Annotated in this window: 21 protein-coding genes; 7 read left to right on the top strand and 14 right to left on the bottom strand. The window is 69.8% G+C overall.

Features of this window, described 5'->3' with window-relative positions; translation table 11 throughout:
- Positions 1-201: 201 nt before the first annotated feature.
- Positions 202-690, top strand: a complete 489-nt coding sequence (locus B141_RS0120790) for a GNAT family N-acetyltransferase (RefSeq protein WP_026257422.1) — start codon at positions 202-204, stop codon at positions 688-690.
- 513 nt (positions 691-1,203) lie between these two features.
- Here the strand turns inward: B141_RS0120790 and B141_RS0120795 are convergent.
- The 3 genes from B141_RS0120795 to B141_RS0120810 form a co-directional block, all read right to left on the bottom strand.
- The gene (locus B141_RS0120795) at positions 1,204-2,937 is read right to left on the bottom strand and encodes an HNH endonuclease (RefSeq protein WP_020577113.1); all 1,734 of its coding nucleotides are present in this window, start codon (positions 2,935-2,937) and stop codon (positions 1,204-1,206) included.
- 324 nt (positions 2,938-3,261) lie between these two features.
- Positions 3,262-3,924, bottom strand: coding sequence for an MOSC domain-containing protein (locus tag B141_RS0120800; RefSeq protein ID WP_020577114.1), 663 nt, complete (start codon positions 3,922-3,924; stop codon positions 3,262-3,264).
- A gap of 293 nt (positions 3,925-4,217) precedes the next feature.
- Positions 4,218-5,138 (bottom strand): coiled-coil domain-containing protein, encoded by a 921-nt coding sequence (locus tag B141_RS0120810; protein WP_020577115.1) that lies wholly within the window; start codon positions 5,136-5,138, stop codon positions 4,218-4,220.
- A gap of 626 nt (positions 5,139-5,764) precedes the next feature.
- On the opposite strand from B141_RS0120810, the gene B141_RS0120815 reads away from it, so the two are divergent.
- The 4 genes from B141_RS0120815 (at position 5,765) to B141_RS0120830 (ending at position 9,629) form a co-directional block, all read left to right on the top strand.
- Entirely contained in the window at positions 5,765-6,607 is an 843-nt protein-coding gene (locus B141_RS0120815; protein WP_020577116.1) for a TrmH family RNA methyltransferase, read from the top strand.
- A gap of 133 nt (positions 6,608-6,740) precedes the next feature.
- Positions 6,741-8,003 carry a Na+/H+ antiporter NhaA gene (gene nhaA / locus B141_RS0120820; RefSeq protein ID WP_020577117.1) on the top strand — a complete coding sequence of 421 codons (1,263 nt, stop codon included), beginning with the start codon at positions 6,741-6,743 and terminating at the stop codon, positions 8,001-8,003.
- 174 nt (positions 8,004-8,177) lie between these two features.
- The gene (locus tag B141_RS0120825) at positions 8,178-8,591 is read left to right on the top strand and encodes a phage holin family protein (RefSeq protein WP_020577118.1); all 414 of its coding nucleotides are present in this window, start codon (positions 8,178-8,180) and stop codon (positions 8,589-8,591) included.
- Between the two features lie 123 nt (positions 8,592-8,714).
- A complete protein-coding gene (locus B141_RS0120830; protein ID WP_020577119.1) occupies positions 8,715-9,629 on the top strand; it encodes an alpha/beta fold hydrolase in 915 nt (304 codons plus the stop codon).
- A 152-nt stretch (positions 9,630-9,781) separates the two neighbouring features.
- Here B141_RS0120830 and B141_RS0120835 read toward each other — a convergent pair whose 3' ends face one another.
- The 4 genes from B141_RS0120835 to nth are packed head-to-tail and all read right to left on the bottom strand — an operon-like array spanning position 9,782 to position 13,060.
- A complete protein-coding gene (locus tag B141_RS0120835) occupies positions 9,782-10,960 on the bottom strand; it encodes a MarP family serine protease (protein WP_020577120.1) in 1,179 nt (392 codons plus the stop codon).
- Positions 10,957-11,670, bottom strand: coding sequence for an NUDIX hydrolase (locus B141_RS0120840; RefSeq protein WP_020577121.1), 714 nt, complete (start codon positions 11,668-11,670; stop codon positions 10,957-10,959). The genes B141_RS0120835 and B141_RS0120840 overlap by 4 nt, the downstream gene beginning before the upstream one ends.
- On the bottom strand, positions 11,667-12,374 hold the full coding sequence (locus B141_RS47640; protein WP_020577122.1) for a TlpA family protein disulfide reductase: 708 nt from the start codon (positions 12,372-12,374) through the stop codon (positions 11,667-11,669). Before B141_RS47640 ends, B141_RS0120840 begins: the two co-directional genes overlap by 4 nt.
- The gene (gene nth / locus B141_RS0120850; RefSeq protein WP_020577123.1) at positions 12,371-13,060 is read right to left on the bottom strand and encodes an endonuclease III; all 690 of its coding nucleotides are present in this window, start codon (positions 13,058-13,060) and stop codon (positions 12,371-12,373) included. Before nth ends, B141_RS47640 begins: the two co-directional genes overlap by 4 nt.
- A gap of 232 nt (positions 13,061-13,292) precedes the next feature.
- Between nth and B141_RS0120855 the strand changes: the two genes are divergently transcribed.
- On the top strand, positions 13,293-13,940 hold the full coding sequence (locus B141_RS0120855) for a Crp/Fnr family transcriptional regulator (protein WP_040421950.1): 648 nt from the start codon (positions 13,293-13,295) through the stop codon (positions 13,938-13,940).
- 20 nt (positions 13,941-13,960) lie between these two features.
- On the opposite strand, the gene B141_RS0120860 is transcribed toward B141_RS0120855, so the two are convergent.
- A complete protein-coding gene (locus B141_RS0120860; RefSeq protein WP_020577125.1) occupies positions 13,961-14,764 on the bottom strand; it encodes an NAD(P)H-binding protein in 804 nt (267 codons plus the stop codon).
- Positions 14,765-14,900: 136 nt separating this feature from the next.
- Between B141_RS0120860 and B141_RS0120865 the strand changes: the two genes are divergently transcribed.
- Entirely contained in the window at positions 14,901-15,686 is a 786-nt protein-coding gene (locus tag B141_RS0120865) for a TetR/AcrR family transcriptional regulator C-terminal domain-containing protein (RefSeq protein ID WP_020577126.1), read from the top strand.
- Positions 15,687-15,777: 91 nt separating this feature from the next.
- Here the strand turns inward: B141_RS0120865 and B141_RS0120870 are convergent, their stop codons facing one another.
- Genes B141_RS0120870 through B141_RS0120895 form a run of 6 tightly spaced genes read right to left on the bottom strand, consistent with a single transcriptional unit; the run spans position 15,778 to position 18,835 of the window.
- Positions 15,778-16,581: an MBL fold metallo-hydrolase gene (locus B141_RS0120870; RefSeq protein ID WP_026257423.1), complete on the bottom strand. Its 804-nt coding sequence runs from the start codon at positions 16,579-16,581 to the stop codon at positions 15,778-15,780.
- Positions 16,578-17,486, bottom strand: a complete 909-nt coding sequence (locus tag B141_RS0120875; RefSeq protein ID WP_020577128.1) for an NUDIX hydrolase — start codon at positions 17,484-17,486, stop codon at positions 16,578-16,580. Before B141_RS0120875 ends, B141_RS0120870 begins: the two co-directional genes overlap by 4 nt.
- A 7-nt stretch (positions 17,487-17,493) precedes the next feature.
- Entirely contained in the window at positions 17,494-17,955 is a 462-nt protein-coding gene (locus B141_RS0120880) for a RidA family protein (protein ID WP_020577129.1), read from the bottom strand.
- On the bottom strand, positions 17,952-18,107 hold the full coding sequence (locus B141_RS51555) for a Sp36 family protein (RefSeq protein ID WP_020577130.1): 156 nt from the start codon (positions 18,105-18,107) through the stop codon (positions 17,952-17,954). Before B141_RS51555 ends, B141_RS0120880 begins: the two co-directional genes overlap by 4 nt.
- Positions 18,108-18,125: 18 nt before the next feature.
- Positions 18,126-18,560, bottom strand: coding sequence for a type II toxin-antitoxin system VapC family toxin (locus B141_RS0120890; protein ID WP_020577131.1), 435 nt, complete (start codon positions 18,558-18,560; stop codon positions 18,126-18,128).
- Positions 18,557-18,835, bottom strand: a complete 279-nt coding sequence (locus B141_RS0120895; RefSeq protein WP_020577132.1) for a type II toxin-antitoxin system Phd/YefM family antitoxin — start codon at positions 18,833-18,835, stop codon at positions 18,557-18,559. The genes B141_RS0120890 and B141_RS0120895 overlap by 4 nt, the downstream gene beginning before the upstream one ends.
- Between the last annotated feature and the right edge of the window lie 29 nt (positions 18,836-18,864).

Raw genomic sequence — 18,864 nt, forward strand, 5'->3', positions numbered from 1 at the left:
CTCTCCCTCGGTTGACGACGGGCTCAACCGTGGAGCCGGGGTGTTGCCGATGAATATCACCAGCGTTCCGAACCGGTTGTGAAATCTTCACAAGCATTGGTTCAGGCGCCCTCCGAGGCCAAAACCCCAACGCTGCTTGACCGTTCGCGGACAGCGGGGCCAGTGAGCAGGTGGGACGGCGGTGCTGTGTACGGTGCTTGGGTGTTGATCCGTGAGTACGTTGACGACGACTGGCCGGCCGTCTGGCCGATCTTCCGCGAGGTGGTCACCGCCGGGGAGACCTACGCGTACGACCCCGCGGCCACGTCCGACGAGGCCCGCGCCCTGTGGGTCGAACGCCCGCCTGGTCTGACGGTGGTGGCATGTGACGGCTCCGAGGTGCTGGGTACCGCCAAGATGGGCCCGAACCGTCCTGGTCCCGGCTCGCACGTCTCGACGGCAAGCTTCATGGTGGCCAGCGGCGGGCGAGGCCGTGGCGTCGGACGCGCCCTCGGTGAGTACGTGTTGTCGTGGGCCCGCGACAACGGATACGCCTCGATGCAGTTCAACGCGGTGGTCGAGTCGAACCACGTCGCCGTACGACTCTGGAAGCAGCTGGGGTTCGAGCTCATCGGCACCGTTCCCGAGGCCTTCGAGCACCCAACACTTGGTCGCGTGGGCCTCCACGTCATGTTTCAGCGCCTCACCTGAGCCCAGTGCGGCATCAGCCAACGTTTGTCCCCTGCTGTGGTGTGCCAAGCTAGCTGAAGCCGCCACGGATTCGGGGAACCTCACCTGCGGCCTCTACCTCGACGACCCCACACCCTGGGCCATGTCCTGTAGATCAGGCGTTCCGGTGGAGGCCAGCCCCCTGAATGATCACGTATACGTGGTCATTACGGGCTTCACACGGCATGGACGCCATGCAAAGCAGGCACTAGCCAGGTGAATTACCCGCCAGGTGTACACAATGTGAGACAACCCCCTGGATTGACCAGAAGGTGAGACACAAGCTCGAGCAGGTTCCACCCACCCCACCGACCAGCCACCTCACACGGGATGCGTGCCCCTCGCTGACCCAGCCTGATCTACGGGACACGCCCTAACCCCCGCGAGCTACGCCGCCGACCACTGGGTTCGGCATGCGGACAGGCTCGATAGCCCTTCTCCTCAAGGGTTATCGAGCCTGTTGGCGGATCTGAAGCTGTCCGGGGGCCGCTACCTCTAAAAGGGCGGGGGGTCGGGATCGTCTGGTTGTACCGGATCGGTGAGGCGTGGCGGAGTCACCTGGTACTCCCGCCCGTGCGGATCGGTGTACCTGAGGTGTCCTGGACTGGTCTGTTCGACCTTCCAGTCGCCCTCGGTCTTCACGCGGTGGTGGCGTCGGCACATTGGTGCCATGTTCGCCACGGAGGTTTCGCCGCCTTGAGCGTAGGGTTTCGTATGGTCAAGGTCGCAGGAGATCGCTGGGCGCCTACAGAGCATCCAGGTGCAGCGCTGGCTCAACGACTGCACGAACTCCGCCGGGAGACCGCGTAGGAAGCGTTTCGACAGCGGATGCAAACTCAACAACTGCCCCGTCACCGGATGGGTGATACCGATGGCGAACATCGCATCCGGATTATCCAGATGGTTCGCGATCAACCGCCGCGCTACTTCGGTGAGCACGGGCCCGAACCCGCCCAGCTCCGCTGGCCGCTCCGCCAGCTCGAACAGGGTCGTGATCGGCACGTTCAGCTGAAGTTTCGCCTTGATCGCCGCTCTCCAGGACCGGAACGCGGCCGGGATCTCCTGCTCTGGGATCGGTTCCCGATCAGGACCGCTCTCATCAGCAGCTTTGCCGGCCGGCCTGTCGTTGCGGGGCTTCCGGCGGGGCTGGTCGAGGGGGTGGGTGTAGGTGGCGGGTTTGCAATCTTCACACGGGCAACCCTCGAGGTGCAGGTCGTGGCCGCACCCGGTGTGCCGGCACCCATCCGGTTCGGTGGCGGAGTTGTCCTGCGCACCCTCAGCTTCGCCTTGGGCGGGGCTGTCGGCGTTGTTCTGCTCCTCGAGCAGGTCGTCAAAGGACCCTTGACGCGGGCCGGCGTCGTCGCCGTTTCCCCCGTCACCGTTCTCGCCGTCGCAGTCGCCGTCCTCGCCGCCACTGTCACAGGCTTCTTTCTCGCCGTTACAGACGATCACGTCGGCTTCACCGGACAGCAAGGAGGCGGCGATGTCGGCCCGCAACTGCGGCAGGGTGCGTTCGTCGCCGCCGGATTTCATGGTGCGGGCGATGGCGTCCAGGTATCCCCAGATCTGGGCGGCCACGTCGTGGGAGATCCCACGGATCCGCAGGTCGGAGACGCCATCCAGGGATGGATAGACGTCCACACCCCGATCGTCGCGGGCCTTCTTGTGGCGTTCTTTCGCCGCTTCGGGGTTGACCTTCAAGATTTCGGCTTCGATGTAGAGCCGCAATAGCCCGCCCCGCAGCTTCAACACCTCGGGGAAGATCGCCTCATCCACCGCTGCACGGTCGGCCGGGGGTAGGAGGGTGAGCCGGTCAACGATCGTCCGAACCTCGGAGTATTCAAGTTCGCCGCGTTCCAACGCACCGCGGGTGTTCGGCAGATCAGACAACGCCAACGCGATGAGCATGAACTGATCGCTGCGGTAGTTCGTCCACCCCAACATCGGCGCTAGCAGTTCAGCAGCGCGCGGCTCCGGCCGAGACGAGCGTTCCGCCTCATCATCCTTGAAGCATGGTGGGCAGTGCGCCAAGGCCTGTGTGTCACCAAGGCTCAACGCCTCAGCCCAGCGGGCAACCTTCCGACCCGCGCGGACCAGCTCCCCCACCTCAAACCCGTTGCAGGCGCTCCGATCGACGCCAGCGAGCGCCGCCACCAACTCCGGACCGGGAAGCATGTCGCCAAACCCGGGCGGGAGCGGAGAGACCCGCACACCATCGCCGTCGCTCATACGTTCGAGTCTAGACGATCTAGATCATGGTTCGCAACTGGCGATGGTCGTCGGAACGCCTTATTTACAAGGGATGTCGCCTTACATGAAGGAAGGTCACCGATCTCTTGCCAGAGGATCTTCGGTCTCGCCATCGTCGACGTTCAGGTAACTCCCAGAATCGGCCCCCTGACGGAGACGGAGCGGCTAAATTACTCACCCGGTCGATCATGAGGTTCCGCACGAGGACCCCGATCGCTACGGTCGGAGAACGCCCGTGGCTCAGATCCGGCTGATTGCCTCGGCGGGTAGGCGTTTGACGAACAGGCAAATCGTCACCTGAGTTCAGTCGAGGTCGAACGGCAGGCGCCTGCGGGCGCGTTCCTTCGCCTCATCCGGAAGCGCGTCGGCGGCCAGCAGGCGGGGCAACAACTCCGGCTCCAGCGTCAACGCACGGAACACCAACCCGATGCTGACGTCGTGGTCGGGGCGTTCGACCACCACCGCGTCACCGGACCGGATCAGGCCAGGACTGATCACCCGCAGGTAGGCGCCGGGAACGGCGCGCCGGGTGAACGTCTTGATCCAGCCGCGTTCCGCCAGCCAGCCCGCGAAGGTCGCGCACGGAATCCGCGGGACCGACACCTCCAGCACAACGTCAATGCCGATCCGCCAGCGCTCCCCGATCAGTGCGCCGGTGACATCCAGGTCAACGGTCGTGAGGTTCTCGCCAAAGGCGCCATCGGAAAAGGGCCGCCCGAGATCCAGCGACCACGCATCGAGATCCTCCCGGGCGTACGCGTACACCGCCTGGTCATCACCACCGTGGTTGCGCCGATCCCCGACGAAGTCGCCCACGAGCCCGCTGCCGAGGCCGCCGTGCTTGGGGCCCGGCGCCCGCACCTCCACGGCTTCGGCGACCGGTCGTTTGTCGATGCCGGTCTGCCCCACATTCTTGTGCGGGTTCGGCCGGGCCTTGCCCACGTTGACGGACTGGATATGCGCCATCTCAACCTCGCAGGCGTTCGGACAGCCGCAGCGCGAACGCGTTGTCGCGGACATGGCGCTCGGGCTTGGACAGGTCACAGGTCATCGCGCCCGCACGCTACTGTCCGGCCCCCCGCGGACGCCACTCAAAAACAATCGAGGTACGCCACCCCAAAACGAATCCGGGTACGCCACCCACAACGAAAGGGTGCGCTCCCGACAACCCAGGGAGCGCACCCTTTCGCCTGCGTACCAGCTACGTGTGCCTGACGGCCCGAACGAAGGCGCCGGCAGGAAACGGCGGGGAGTCCCGCCTAGCCCTTCTTCGCGGCCTCTCCGCCAAGGTTGGCCGCACCGAGCAGTGCCGACGGGTCCGTCCCGGACAGCGTCGCCAGCATCTGGCGAACGTTGGACAGCTGCGCGTTGATGCTGTCCCGGCGCTGGGTGAGCGCCTTGAGCTCGCGGTCGGACTCGCTGCGGATCCGGTCGGCCCGCGTCTTGGCCTCGGACACGATCTCGTGCGCCTTGCGCTGCGCCTCCTCGACCATCCGCTCGGCCTTCTGCATCGCCTCGGCGTGGGCGCGCTCGGCTTCGGCGTGCGTCTGCTCCGAACGCTCGAGGACGGCGGCCAGGTGCTGCTCGGCGGCGGCGGTGCGCTCGACGAGGTCCTGCTCGGCCCGCTCGCGACGCTGGGCCAGCGTCTTTTCGAGGTCGGCGGCAGCCTGCGCGGCCTTCGCCCGCTGCTGCTCGAAGACTGCCTCGCCTTCCTCGCGGCGGGCGGTGGCGTCATGGTCCGCGGCGTCGAGGATCTCGCCGGCCTTGGACTTCGCCTGGGCGATGATCTCGTCGGACTCGCCGTCGGCTTCCTTGCGCTTCTCGACGGCGTACCGCTCGGATTCCTTACGAATGTCCGCGGCGGCCTGCTGAGCCTCCTGGCGTACCTCGTCGGCCTGCGCGGCCGCGACGGAACGCAGATCGGACGCCTCCTCCTCGGCGAGCGCGAGGATGCGTCCGATGCGCTCACCGAACTCGGAGAACGACGGCTCCGACGACTTCACGTCATCCGCGCGCTCAGACTGTGACGACTCCAGGCCCTCCACGCGCCGGGCCAGCTCGACCGATTGACGCCTCGCGGCGTCCACAGCCTCGGTGAGCTGCCGGATCCGGTGGTCGACCTGAGTCGGCTCGTAGCCCCGGCGCACCAAACGGAAGGCGCCGGTGGTCGTCTCACTCATGTGCTCTCGTCCTCTGTGGTGCGGCGGCGACAAGGGACACAGATCCCGCGAACGCATCGATGCCCACGCCACACAGGGATGCGTGTCGGCGTCGGCCTGCGAGCATCTGGTACGCCGGTGCGCGAGTGGATCACGGACCCGCGGCGGCGTGCGTGAGATCCTAGCCACCGCAGGCGGCCGCTCACCAGAGGGCCGACGCAAACCGTGAGCCGGCAGGGCCGCTCCGCGACAACATGCCGGCAGACCAGGGCATTGACGGTCGCGCTCTCCACCGGCGCACCTCGCGCCCTCCATACGCGCCTTCACCTGCGAAGTCGCACAATTCGCCAGCATTCACCGCGGCATTGCGGCGGGTCGTCAGGCAATGCCCGGGACCGGATCGAGGTCAAGTGCGTTGCGCGAGAATTCATGGGAACGTCACGCCGCGCGCGGGCCAGCCAGCACGATGTGCCAGCATCGGGCTCGTGGCGGGCAGGACGCGGAGAACTCCCAAGGAGGGCGCTGACGCCCCTCGATCCCGGCCGGGCGCCGGCCGTACGCAACCCCGACAGGGCGCCGGCCGTACGCAACCCCGACAGGGCGCCGGCCGATCGCAGCCTCGACAGAGCTCCGGTGGTTCCCCCTCCATGGTGAGCGTGCGGAACGCGCGTTTCCAGCAGTGGCGGGCTCTGCTCGACAACCGGACCAAGCGGCAACAGCTCGGCGAGTTCGTGGTCCACGGCGTACGCCCCATCACCCTCGCGGTCGAACACGACTGGCCGATCCACGCACTTCTCCGCCCAGCCGGGGTACGCCTTTCCGGCTGGGCAACCGGTCTGCTCGCCGAGGTCGCCGCCCGCAAAGTCAACGCCGACCTCGAACACGTGGAGGTCGCGCCTGACCTCCTCAGGGAACTCGGCGAAAAGGCCGACGAAACCCCGGAGCTCATCGCCATCGCCCAGATCCCGCCGGACGACCCCGACCGCATCGAGGTTCCGCCGGACGGGCTCGTGGTGGTGTTCGACCGGCCGGCGAGCCCGGGCAACATCGGCACGCTGATCCGCTCGGCTGACGCGTTCGGTGCCTGCGGGGTCGTCGTGACGGGACATGCCGCGGACGTGTACGACCCGAAGGCCGTACGCGCGAGCACGGGTTCGCTGTTCGCCGTACCCACCATCCGGCTGGGATCGACCCGCGAGGTGCTCGACTGGGTGGAGCGTCTTCGCGCGAACGCCGTGGACCTGCGGATCGTCGGCACGGACGAGACGGGTTCGGCGGACGTGGACGCCATCGACCTCACCGGCCCGAACCTCCTCGTCGTCGGCAACGAAACCCGCGGCATGAGCGCCGCCTGGCGGGACGCCTGCGACCTGACAGCCCGCATCCCCATGGGTGGTACGGCGAGTTCGCTCAACGCCTCGGTGGCCGCGACCGTGGTGTTCTACGAGGCGGCCCGCCAGCGCCGCCGTGGCAGGCGCGCCAGCGACTGATCGCCAGCGCCGGAGAGGTTGACGCCCGCCGGTAAGGTGGACGTCGGTGTGCCGGGAAGTCTGGTCGGCGAAGTGATCACGTGTCCCCCGTCCCCTCGGGAGTGACCAGCCGACCAGGAGAAGGGGTACCTCCATGGCACGCCCGGCCGCACGACTGCGACGCTTCGTCTTTCCGTTCCAGTCAGGTCGCGAGCGCACCTTCCTCGGTGACGCGCTCCGCCAGGAGACCGTCGGCGGCGCTCTCCTCCTCATCGCCGCCCTCGCCGCGCTGATCTGGGTGAACTCGCCGTGGCACGGGGGCTACGAGCACGTGCGGGAGTTCATGATCGGCCCGCTCTCGGTCGAGCAGTGGGCGTCCGACGGACTCCTCGCGATCTTCTTCTACGTCGCTGGTCTGGAGCTCAAACGGGAGCTCATCACGGGTTCGCTGCGCCGGCTGTCGCTCGCGCTGGTGCCGGTGATCGCCGCGATCGCCGGCATGGTCGTGCCGGTCCTGCTGTTCGCCACGGTGGTCCTCGGCTCCGGTGACCGGAGCGCTCTGGGCGGCTGGGCGGTGCCGACGGCGACCGACATCGCGTTCGCCCTGGCCGTCCTTGCGGTGGCGGGTTCCGCGCTGCCATCGGCGCTGCGGGCGTTCCTCCTGACCCTCGCCGTCGTCGACGACCTCGGCGCGATCGCCGTCATCGCCGTCTTCTTCACCGACCACCTCGAGTTCGCCTGGCTCGGCCTCGCCGTGCTGCTGCTCGGCGTGTACGCCCTCGCTCAGCACCGCCGGATCACGACGCCGTTCCTCTACCTCCCGCTCGCCGTGGCGACCTGGTGGTGCGTCCACGAGAGCGGCCTGCACGCCACCGTCGCAGGGGTCGCGATGGGTCTGCTGACCCGCGTCCGGCCCGATCCTGACGAAGACCACTCACCGGCCGAACGCCTCGAACACCGGCTCCGCCCGCTGTCGGCGGGAGTGGCGGTCCCGGTCTTCGCGCTCGCCGCCGCCGGGGTGCCCGTGACCGCCGCCGCGCTCGGCGCGATGGTCTCCGACGCCGCGGCCGTCGGGGTCATCGTGGGCCTGGTCGCCGGCAAGACCATCGGTGTCTTCGGTGGCGCCTGGCTCACCGCCCGGCTGACCCGCGCCGAACTCAACAGCGACCTCGCCTGGCGAGACGTCTTCGCGGTCGCCGTCCTCTCCGGCATCGGGTTCACCGTGTCGCTGCTCGTCGCCGACCTCGCGTTCGCCGGCGACCCCGAGCGGGTCGCACGGGTCAAGGCGGCGGTCCTGGTCGGGTCCGTGATCGCCGCGACGGTGGCCACGCTGCTGCTCCGGCGGCGACACCGCGCCTACCTCAACATGCCGTCAGAGTCCGAGGGGGAGGTCGCCGACAGTGACCGGGCCGCCTGACCTATCGCGTACGACAGAACCGCCTAAGACAGACCTTCGTACGCCAGAACTGCCCGCCAGATCGGGCCTCCACGGTGCGCCGTCGTTGCCAGCGGCCCGCGCATACCCCAAGATCGCCGTGGGTACGACGTACGAGAGGCTCTCCGGGAGTCATCCTCGAGGCAAGGAGCGACCATGCCGGGCCAGGACGAGACCATGCCAGGGCACGACGAACGATCCCTCGGCCAACTCGTCGCGAGCGCGAGCCAGGACCTCTCCGCTCTCATCCGCGGTGAGATCGAACTCGCCAAGGCCGAGCTCAAGGAAAGCGCCTCGGCTGCCGGCAAGGGCATCGGGATGTTCGGTGCGGCCAGCTTCCTCGCGTACGTCGCGTTCCTCCTCCTCTCGGTGGCGGCGGCGTTCGGCCTGGTGGCCGCGGGCCTGCACCCAGCGCTCGGGTTCCTCATCGTCGCGGGCGTTTATCTCATCGTGGCGGGAATCCTCGCGGCCATCGGCGCCCGGAGCGTACGCAAGGCCGGCCCGCCCGCCCGGACGATCAAGTCGATCGAGGACACCAAGGCGATCATGGCCCGCTCGAGCGGCGACTAGGGCAGATCCGCTCGAGCCCGGCAAGCATGGACGACCGGCGCAGGAGGTGCTCGTCCGACACGACATGGGGCGATCCCCCGCTCCACGGCGGCACCTGACTGTCCGCTATGGGACAGTGGGACCATGAACGCCAAAGCCGGCGGGGTCGTCGACATCGACGGGCCATGGGTCCACCGGTGGGTTTCCGCCAACGGTGCCCGGTTCCATGTGGCCGAGGCCGGCGACGGTCCCCTCGTCCTCTTCCTCCACGGCTTCCCGGAGTTCTGGTGGGCCTGGCGGCACCAGCTCCCCGCGCTCGCCGAGCTTGGCTACCGCGCCGCCGCGATGGACCTGCGGGGGTACGGCGGGAGCGACAAGACACCCCGCGGGTACGACCCGATGACGCTCGCCGGAGACGTGGCCGGCCTCGTGCGCTCACTCGGCTACTCCGACGCCGTCCTCGTCGGGCACGGCTGGGGTGGGTACGTCGCCTGGGCCACCGCCACGCTGCACCCGCGCCAGGTCAACCGGCTCGCCGTGGTCGCGGCACCCCATCCGCTGCGGCTCCGGCAGGCGGCGTTCCGCAGCGCCCGGCAGTTGCGATCGGCCGGGCACGTCGCGTCGTTCCAGACGCCGATCCTGCCCGAACGCCAGCTCGTCGCCGACGACGGCGCACTCGTCGAGACGCTGCTGCGGCGCTGGGCGGCACCGGGTTCGGCGTTCCCCGACCCGGAGGCGGCCCGCCGCTACCGCCAGGCGATGCAGCTGTGGCCCGCTCCGCACTGCGCGCTGGAGTACTACCGCTGGCTGGTGCGGGCGGCGTTCCGTGCGGACGGGCGGCGGTTCGTCGGACGGATGAAGCAGCCGGTGACGCAACGGGTGCTGCAGCTGCACGGCATGCTCGACCCGTCTGTGCTGCCGGCGACGGCCGAAGGGTCGGCGGAGTACGTCGCGGGTGCCTACCGCTGGCGCCTCCTCGACGGGGTCGGCCATTTCCCGCACGAGGAAGCGCCGGACGCCTTCACCAAGGAACTCCTCGCCTGGCTCGACGACAGCTGAGCCCCGCACCCAGCCCAAGCTGAGCCCGGCCAGCCCCGATCCCGTGATCATGTTCGTGATCATGAAGGCAAATGGGGCTATGTGTCCCGAAACCCTTCATGAAAAAGATCATGATCACCGAAAGGGCCCGTGGCGCACTCGAGAAACACGCCCTAGGCGCAACCCCCCGTTGACACCGGCGCGGTCGCCTTGGCACCTGCCCGGGCGTCGTTCAGGATCTCGTTGACGGTCAGGGCGTACCCCGTCCGGTTGTCCTCGACCGACGCGGCGAACACCAGCCCGGTGACGGTGCCCTCCGGCGACACCAGCGGACCTCCGGAGTTGCCCGGCCGGACCTGCGCGTACAGCGAGAAGACGTCGCGGACGACCATCCGGCCGCCGTAGATGTCGGGCCCTTGGAGCCGCTGCTCGCCCCGGACCCGCGCGGGTCCCGCCCAGAACGGCCCGTTGCCGGGGTAGCCGAGCACCGCTCCCTGGTGACCGGACTCCGCACCCGCGTCCAGCGGCAGGGCGGGCAACGACAGGTCAGGAACCGCGAGGACGGCGACGTCACGGTCAGGGTCGTACAGAACCACCCGCGCGTCGTAGCTCCGCCCCGACCGCGTCTCGACCTTCGGCTCGCTGATCCCGGCGACCACGTGGGCGTTTGTCATGACCCGCCCGGGCGCGTAGACGAACCCCGAACCTTCCAGCGACCGCGAGCAGCGCAGCGCCACACCGGTCACGCGTACGACGCTCCTCCCCGCGCGTACGACGTCGGGGTCTTTCAGAACTCCGGCGGTCGGGGGCTGGGCCGGCGTGATCTGCTCAGAGGCGAAGGGTTCGAGGTAGCGCGGGAACAGCCCGGGATCGACGACCCTGCTGAACGCCAGCAGCGCCTGCTCAGCACCGCGCGGCATGAACCGGTCGACGGTCGCGAGGACCTGCGACATCCGGACCGACCGCGACACCTCACCGAACTGCGCGCTCGCCACGGCGGAACCAAGGATCCAGGCGACGACCAGCATCGCGACGACGCTCAGGACCGCACCGGCACCCGCGTCGACGACGTGCGCCGGCCGCCAGGTCACGCGGTCGCGCAGCGCACCCCCGAGGCTCGCGCCCACGGTCTGACCGAGCAGCGCACCACCAAGGACGAGGGCGAGCGCGATGAGCGACACGGTGACGCTCGGCGCGAACTGGTCGAGGATGACGGGCGCGAGCAACGCACCGGCGAGCCCGCCACCGATGAGTCCGGCGACCCCGAGCGCGCCGACGAGGAAGCCCTGGCGGTATCCCGACACGCCGTACCCGATCGCGAGGAATACCAGGATCAGGTCGAAGAGATTCACTGTGGCCCCCGTACGTTCGCGTCCCGGGTCGTCTGTGGTCCCCGGGAGAGCTCGATCAGGTGCGCCGGGAGGTTCTCCACCCGGTCGCGGTCCCATGGGCGTTCCCAGCCGGCGAGCGCGAGCAGGCGGTCGAGGATCCCGCCGGTGAATCCCCAAACGATGAGCCCCGCAACAGTGAACGCCGGACCGACGAAACCCGACGGGTGTCGGACGCGGAGCCGGTTCGCCGGGTCGACCAGGGTCGAGAGGGGGACCCGATGCACAGACGCGACCTCGGCGGGGTCGACCACCGCGACCGGCGAGGGGGTACGCCACCAGGCGAGCACGGGGGTCACCAGGTACCCGGACGGCGGGAGGTAGAGGTCGGGCAGCGTCGCGAACACCTCGACACCGGTGGGATCGAGTCCGGTCTCCTCGACGGTCTCGCGCAGGGCCGCTGCCACCGGCCCGGTGTCCGTCGGATCGACCACGCCGCCGGGGAACGCCGGCTGCCCCGCGTGGGAACGCAGCGTGTGGGCGCGCTCGATGAGGAGGATGTCGGGGCCGGTCGGGCCGTCACCGAAGAGCAGAAGCACGGCCGACGCCCGGCCACCTCCGTCGGGTGGGAGGGCGCGGGCGAAGTCGGCTGGCTGAGCCCGCAATGCCAGGTCGACCACCGGTCGCAGCCATGGCGGCAGCCCGTCGGCGCCGGCCCGCGGACTCGTGCTCACAGCTCCACCCCCAGATAGGTTCGCACGTCGCGCCGCAGCGTCTGCTCGGATTCGTAGACCTGGTGGGCGATGTGGACGACCCGCCCGCGCGCGTCGACGAAGATCGTGGCGGGGAGGGCGATGATGCCGAACGGCGCCCTGAGCCGTTTGTCGGGATCGGCCACTTGGGGGTACTTCAGTCCGAGGTCGTGGGCGAACTTCAGCGCCAACTCCGGACGTGGATCGTCGTAGTCGATGCCGAGGACCAGCAGCCGGTCACCCGCGCGTTCGTACAACGCCTGGAAGTGGGGCGCCTCCTTGCGACAGGGGGGACACCACTGGGCCCAGACGTTCAGGACAGACGGGCGGCCGGACAAAGCGCCCAGCGCGACGTCGGGGCCTTGCCCGAGACAGGGCAGGGTGACCTCGGGCAGCGGCCGGGTGCCGGCGGGGCCGGCATCCGCGGCAGTTCCGGAAGCACCAGCGGAGCGCGACGGCTCGGGGCACGGCGCGACCCGCGCCTGGGCTCGCAGGCTCGCCAACTCCGGGGAGTCCAGCGTCGACCCGCCCGCCCCATGCGTACCCCGGTCAGCCTCCTGGGTCGGCGCGACCCGCGGACCGACCCCGCCAACCTCCGGTCGTGTACAGCCCACCAGCATCAGCAGGGCCGCCGCTGACCCAGCGACGGCCACCGCCACCCGCGTGCCCCGGCCCTGACGCGTCATTTCTCGTCCAGGGCCTCCGCGTCACTGCGTACGAGCTTCCCCGCCACTGCCGGGTCGGTAGGCCCTTCGCCGTACGACGGACACAACGGCGCCACCGGGCAGGCACCGCAGGCGGGACGCCGCGAGTGGCAGCGTCGGCGGCCGTGCCAGATCAGCCGGTGCGACAGCATGGTCCATTCGCTCTTGGGGATCAGCGAACCCACCTCGGCCTCGACCTTGTCTGGGTCGGTCTGCGTGGTCCAACCGAACCGCCGCGCCAGCCGCCCGAAGTGGGTGTCCACCGTGATGCCGGGTACGCCGAAGGCGTTGCCGAGGACGACGTTCGCGGTCTTGCGCCCGACGCCGGGCAGGGTGACGAGATCCTTGAGCTTGCCCGGCACCTCACCGTCGTACCGCTCGCACAACGCGGCGGCCATGCCCATGATCGACTTCGACTTCGCCCGGAAGAACCCCGTCGACTGGATGATCGTCTCGACGTCCGCCGGGTTGGCGGCGGCGAGATCGGCCGGTGTGGGGTACTTCGCGAAGAGCGCTGGGGTCACCAGGTTGACCCGCTTGTCCGTCGTCTGCGCGGACAGGATGGTGGCGACCAGCAGCTGGTAGGGGTTGTCGAAGTCCAGCTCGCAGTGCGCCTGGGGGTAGGTCTCGGCGAGGATCCGGTTGATCCGGCGCGCCCTGCGTACCAACGCGAGCCGGCTCTCCGGCCCGCCGCCGGCGCGTGTCCGACCCGGTGCGGCTTTGGTCGAGAACGGGGTAGAGGATCCGGTCGTTGCCGCGGTGGGGGGAGTCACGCGGTCAGCCTACGTGGCCTCGCTACCACGTTCGCAGGGCGGCGCGGCACACTAAGACGGCGACCGGCACGGTGCCGGCGCCTCGGAGGAGGATCACGGAGTGAGCGACGTGCTGCGGCAGGCACCGATGTTCGCGGGGCTCGACGAAAGCGCGGCGTCCGCGCTTCGCGCCGCCATGCACGAGGTGCGGCTTCGTCGCGGCGAGGTGCTGTTTCACGAGGGGGACGCCGGCGAGGAGCTGTACGTCGTCATTGACGGCAAGGTCAAGATGGGCAGGACGTCATCCGATGGCCGGGAGAACCTCCTCTCGGTGCTGGGTCCTGGCCAGATGTTCGGCGAGCTGTCGGTCTTCGACCCCGGCCCGCGTTCGTCCACCGTCACGGCGGTCACCGACGCGACACTGCTCGCGCTCGGGCAGGAGCAGCTCGCCACCTGGCTGACCGGGCGGCCCGAGGTGGCGCGGGGACTGCTGCTGCAGCTGGCCTCCCGGCTGCGCGGCCTCAACGAAGCCGTCGCAGACCTGGTCTTTTCCGACGTACCCGGCCGCGTCGCCAAGGCTCTGCTCGACCTCGCCCGGAGGTTCGGCAAGGCCACCGAGACCGGGGTTCACGTCCACCACGACCTCACCCAGGAGGAGCTCGCGCAGCTCGTCGGGGCGTCCCGGGAGACCGTCAACAAGGCGTTGGCGGACTTCGCCCACCGCGGGTGGATCCGGCTGGAGCAGCGGGCGGTCGTCATCCTGGACGTCGACCGGCTCGCCAACCGCGCCCGCTGAAGACAACACCCCGGTTTGGCTCAGCGGAACTCACCGGCGTACCTCTCCGCCCATTCCGCGAAGGTCATGCCGGGTCGTCCCGTGATCGTCTCGACGGTCGGCACCGCGCGCTGCGGATGCTCCACCAGCGCGGCCTTCCCGTCGACGTACCACCCGGCGAACTCCCCCATCCCCGGCGCCAGCCGGGCGATCGCCTGCTCGCGGGTCTCCTCGACGAACTGGATCTCCCGACCGAGCGCGACGCCGATGAGCCGCACCATCTCGGCGCACGTGAGCGTCTGCGGGCCGGTGAGTTCGTACGCCCGACCGTCGTGCCCGTCCTCGAGCAGGACTGTGGCGGCCACGGCGGCGATGTCCTCCATCGCGATCGGGGCGTTCGCCGCCTCGGGATAGGCGTCCCGGACCATACCCGTGGTGCGGATCTGATCGGCCCACATCAGGGTGTTCGCCATGAACTCCCCGGCCTCGAGGTGGGTCCACGAGATGCCGGATCCCTCGACCGCCTCCTCGATGGCGCGCCAGAATCCGCCCTCCGGTCCGGCCAGGTCGACGATCCGGCCGACGCCCGCGTCCTTGGCGAGGGTCACCACCTCGTTCACCGTCTGGACCAGGGGCGCGAGGTACATCCGGTCCACTCCCGCCAGCGCCGCCGGCAGGGTCTCGGGCCTCCCGAGGTAGCCGGTCACGACCTCGACGCCGTCCGGGAGCGCCGCCTTCGCGGGGTTGTTCGTCAGGGCGCGTACGTCGGTCGCGCCCGCGGCCAGCAGTGCGTCGACCACGAGCCGGCCCACGCTCCCGGTCGCTCCGGTCACCAGGATCTTCACCAGTCTCGCCCACCCCTCCGAGTTTTTCCGTACGTGATACGACAAAGAAAGAGCGTAACCCATACGGAAATGTAGGATCGGGCCGCGTAGGGCCGGATGATGCAGAGGCGGCGGAGATCTGGATGCGGAGATCTGGATGACGATCGAGTACAGCGGCGGCGGAGACCCCGACCGGATCCTCGCCATGCTCTGGCGGCGTACCAGACCCGCGGACCCGGAGGCCAAGACCCCGCGCGGTCGCAAACCTCGGCTCACCCTCGACTCCGTCGTCGCGGCCGCGATCGCCCTGGCTGACGCGGAAGGGCTGCCGGCCATGTCGATGGGCCGGGTCGCCGGATCCCTCGGTGTAGGCACGATGACGCTCTATTCGTACGTCCCTTCCAAGGCCGAACTCCTCGACCTGATGGTCGACGAGGTCCTCGGCGAGCGCACTCTCCCCGCCCCGGGCGAACCCCGACCCGACGGCTGGCGCGCCCAGGTCGAGCTCTACGCGGAGCGGACCCGGGCGATGTACGACCGCCACCCGTGGCTCCGCCACGTCTCCACCGTCAGACCGCCGATCGGGCCCGGGATGCTGGCCGAACGCGAGTACCTCCTGTCCACCCTCGCCGGCACCGGCCTCACCTTCGCCCAGCAGGACGCCGCCGCGATGGCAGTCGCGACGTTCGTCAACGCGACAGCGAGCCTGGAAGTTGAGAGCGCCCAGATCGAACGCGCGACCGGGCAGTCGCACGACGCGTGGTGGCAGGAGCGCGAGGCGTTGTGGGAGGAGTACTTCGACGTCGAGCGCTATCCGACGATGACCCACATCTGGACCAGCGGCGGCTTCGACAAGGGGACCTCCGACGCGACGGCGGCCGGCCACGAGTTCGGATTCCAGCGGCTACTCGACGGGATCCAGGTGATCATCGACCAGGCGTGAGCTCAAGCGGACGTGTCCCGCGCCGATCCCCGCCAGCCACCGCGCTGCCGCGCTGCCGCGCTGCCGCGCAAGGGCCCTAAACCACGACCGGTCAGTCCTCGTCGGCGAGGTAGTCGAGTTGGGCGCGGACGCTGAGTTCGGCCGCCGGCCAGAGCACCTCGTCAACGTCCGCGTAGACCCGCTCCACCACCTCCCGCGGCGTCCGGGCGCCTGCGGCGACGGCGGTCCGCACCTGTTCCAGGCGTTCGGCCCGGTGCGCGAGGTAGTAGTCGAGCACGGCCAGCGGGTGGTCGAGGACGGGCCCGTGCCCGGGGAGGAGCCGGCGGACAGGGACCTGCCCGGCGAGTGAACGCAGCCGGCGCAGGGAGCCGAGATAGGGGCCGAGTGCGCCGTCTGGATAGGCGACCACCGTCGTACCCCGTCCGAGCACGGTGTCGCCCGTCAGGACGGCACCCTCCTCCGGGATGAGGAAGCACAGCGAGTCCGCCGTGTGTCCGGGCGTCGCGAGCACGCGAATCTCCAGACCCCCGGCCGCGACCACATCCCCGTCGCGGAGGCCCTCGTCCCCGAGTTGGTACGCCGGGTCGAACGCCCGGACCGGGCAGCCCGCGAGTTCGGCGAACCGCCGCGCCCCGCCGGCGTGGTCGGCGTGCCCGTGCGTGAGCAACGCGACCGCCACCTCGGCGCCGCGCGAACGTACGACATCCAGGACCCGCCGGAGGTGGTCCTCATCATCGGGGCCCGGATCGACCACGACGGCCTGCGCGGCGCCCGGGTCACCCAGCACCCAGGTGTTGGTCCCGTCCAGCGTCATCGGTCCGGGGTTGGGCGCCAGCACACAGACCGCCCGGTCCCCCGCCGGGCCACCAGCCCACTTGGAGGGCCGAGGGTTCACCGCACGATCCCCTCGTCGTACGCGTCCTCGCCGCCCGCGTCCCCAGGCAGCGCCCATCGCGCCTGCTCACCGTCGAAGGTGACGGTCGGCATGATCGGGCTGATCGACCGCCCAGCCGCCGCCGTCAATGCGGTCTTGACGTCGGGGAAGTCCGCGAGCGACGCCAGCGTGAGGTAGGTCGGGGGCAGCATCCGCATCTCCCCGCGTTCGACCGAGGCCAGAGCCTCCGAGGGGCGCATCCAGGCCACCCGGTCAGCCTCTCCGGCGACGTCGCGGGTGTGCTGGCCGGCCGGCAGGGCCGCGAGGAAGAACCTGGTGTCGAACCTGCGTTCCTCCACCCGCGGCGTCACCCAGTGGTCCCACGGCGCGACCAAATCGGACCGAAGGACCAGGCCCCGGCGCGCCAGCACCTCCCCGAACGACACGACCCGGCCGAGCAACGCCATCCGGTCGCGTTCCCAGTCGTCTCCGGTGGTGTCGGCGACCACGCTGTCAGGCGACGGACCGGCGAGCAGGACACCGGACTCCTCGAACGTCTCCCGCACCGCCGCGCAGACCGACGCCCGGGCGATCCCCGCGTCCGCGAACCCCAACCGGTCCGCCCACTCGGCCGGCGACGGACCGGCCCAGGCGGCCGAGCCGGCCCCTTCCGCCGCGCCGTCCTCCACGTCCCGCGCGTCGACCGCCCCACCTGGGAAGGCGTACATCCCGGCCGCGAACGCCATCGTCGTACGCCGGCGCAGGACGTACACCTCCAGCCCTTGCACGCCGTCGCGCAGGAGGACGACGGTCGAGGCGTGCCGCGGTGCCGGCGGCACGATCTCTCCAGCGGCGAGCCGGCGGGCGCGTTCGGCCAGCGCCGGCGGCACCGCGCGGATCGTCGCGTCGTACGCCGGGGAATCCATGCCGGGCTCAGCTCGTCTCGACGATGAGCTCGACCTCGACCGGAGCGCCGAGCGGCAGGGCAGCCACGCCGACCGCGCTGCGCGCGTGCTGGCCGGCGGCGCCGAAGACCGCGCCCAGCAGCTCGGACGCGCCGTTGGCGACCGCCGGCTGGCCGGTGAAGCCGGGCGCGCTCGCGACGAACACCACGACCTTGACCACCCTGGTCACCGCCGACAGATCACCGACCTCTGCCTTCACGGCGGCGAGAGCGTTCAGTGCGCACTGGCGGGCACAGGCCGCCGCCTCGTCAGGACCCACCTCAGCACCGACCGTGCCGGTGGCGAGCAGCTTCCCGTCGGCGAACGGCAGCTGGCCCGAGGTGTAGACGTGCCGGCCGGTGCGTACGGCGGGAACGTAGGCCGCGACCGGTGCGGCGACCGGCGGCAGGGTGAGTCCGAGTTCGGCGAGCTTCGCCTCGGGGTTGGTCACGCCTTCTCCCGCTTGAGGTAGGCGACCAGGTTCTCGGGGTTGGGTCCGGGCACGACCTGGACCAGCTCCCAGCCGTCCTCGCCCCAGTTGTCGAGGATCTGCTTCGTCGCGTGGACCAGCAGTGGCACGGTGGCGTACTCCCATTTCGTCATGAGCGCGAGCCTATGACCTCACTCCTCCGCCGGGCCGACCTCCTCCATGCCCGGGCTCAGCGCGGGTAATCCGACCGCCGCCGCCGAGGCGAGCAGCCGCTTGTCATAGGTGACGAACGCCTCCAGTTCGTCCACGTCGGGATCACCGGCAAGCAGCTCCGCGGTCGCCAGCTGGATCGCGTCCAGACTCCGCAAGCCGGGGTCCTGGTAGGCCGCCGCGGTCGCGCGGACCGCCAGGTCGATCTCCACCCGGTCGAGCCGGGCGATCACCGCGTTGACGCCGGCAAGCGCCAGCGGATCGGCTCGATACAGCGCGCGCGGAACCTCCACCTCCACGAGAGCTGACGCGACGACCCGGGCGTGTGGCCGCTCCTGAAGCCACGTATGGAGGGCATTGCTTTCCGCTTCCATCCGGACCAGCTTCACCACGGCGGCGGAGTCGAGGTAGATCACCAGCGCTCGTCCTCCCGCATCGCGGCCAGTTCCTCGGCGACGTTGATGCCAGGATCGCCGTACACCTTTGGCTTGGGGAAGGGCCGTCTGAGGGTGGCGGGAGTCGCGCGTCCCTCAGCGATCAGACGATCCAGCAGTGCCGGCTGGTCACCGACCGGGACGAGTCGAACCACCGGCTTACCGTTGACAGTCACCTCGAGGATCTCGCCCTGGGCAACCCTCCTGAGCACGGCACTGGTGTGCTGGTTGAGCTCACGGACCGGGATCTGTTCCATGAGGCCCACCGTAGAACAATGCGTTCTAC

This window comes from Actinopolymorpha alba DSM 45243 (assembly GCF_000373925.1).
Lineage (GTDB): Bacteria > Actinomycetota > Actinomycetes > Propionibacteriales > Actinopolymorphaceae > Actinopolymorpha > Actinopolymorpha alba.

Bases quoted from the DNA above. Each gene is read 5' to 3' on its own strand.
- B141_RS0120810 (WP_020577115.1), bottom strand. From the start codon at position 5,138: ATGAGTGAGACGACCACCGGCGCCTTCCGTTTGGTGCGCCGGGGCTAC.
- B141_RS0120865 (WP_020577126.1), top strand. From the start codon at position 14,901: ATGACGATCGAGTACAGCGGCGGCGGAGACCCCGACCGGATCCTCGCC.
- B141_RS0120895 (WP_020577132.1), bottom strand. From the start codon at position 18,835: ATGGAACAGATCCCGGTCCGTGAGCTCAACCAGCACACCAGTGCCGTG.
- B141_RS0120800 (WP_020577114.1), bottom strand. From the start codon at position 3,924: ATGGCGCATATCCAGTCCGTCAACGTGGGCAAGGCCCGGCCGAACCCG.
- nhaA (WP_020577117.1), top strand. From the start codon at position 6,741: ATGGCACGCCCGGCCGCACGACTGCGACGCTTCGTCTTTCCGTTCCAG.
- B141_RS47640 (WP_020577122.1), bottom strand. From the start codon at position 12,374: ATGACGCGTCAGGGCCGGGGCACGCGGGTGGCGGTGGCCGTCGCTGGG.
- B141_RS0120815 (WP_020577116.1), top strand. From the start codon at position 5,765: ATGGTGAGCGTGCGGAACGCGCGTTTCCAGCAGTGGCGGGCTCTGCTC.
- B141_RS0120830 (WP_020577119.1), top strand. From the start codon at position 8,715: ATGAACGCCAAAGCCGGCGGGGTCGTCGACATCGACGGGCCATGGGTC.
- B141_RS0120855 (WP_040421950.1), top strand. From the start codon at position 13,293: ATGTTCGCGGGGCTCGACGAAAGCGCGGCGTCCGCGCTTCGCGCCGCC.
- B141_RS0120875 (WP_020577128.1), bottom strand. From the start codon at position 17,486: ATGGATTCCCCGGCGTACGACGCGACGATCCGCGCGGTGCCGCCGGCG.
- B141_RS0120825 (WP_020577118.1), top strand. From the start codon at position 8,178: ATGCCGGGCCAGGACGAGACCATGCCAGGGCACGACGAACGATCCCTC.
- B141_RS51555 (WP_020577130.1), bottom strand. From the start codon at position 18,107: ATGACGAAATGGGAGTACGCCACCGTGCCACTGCTGGTCCACGCGACG.
- B141_RS0120795 (WP_020577113.1), bottom strand. From the start codon at position 2,937: ATGAGCGACGGCGATGGTGTGCGGGTCTCTCCGCTCCCGCCCGGGTTT.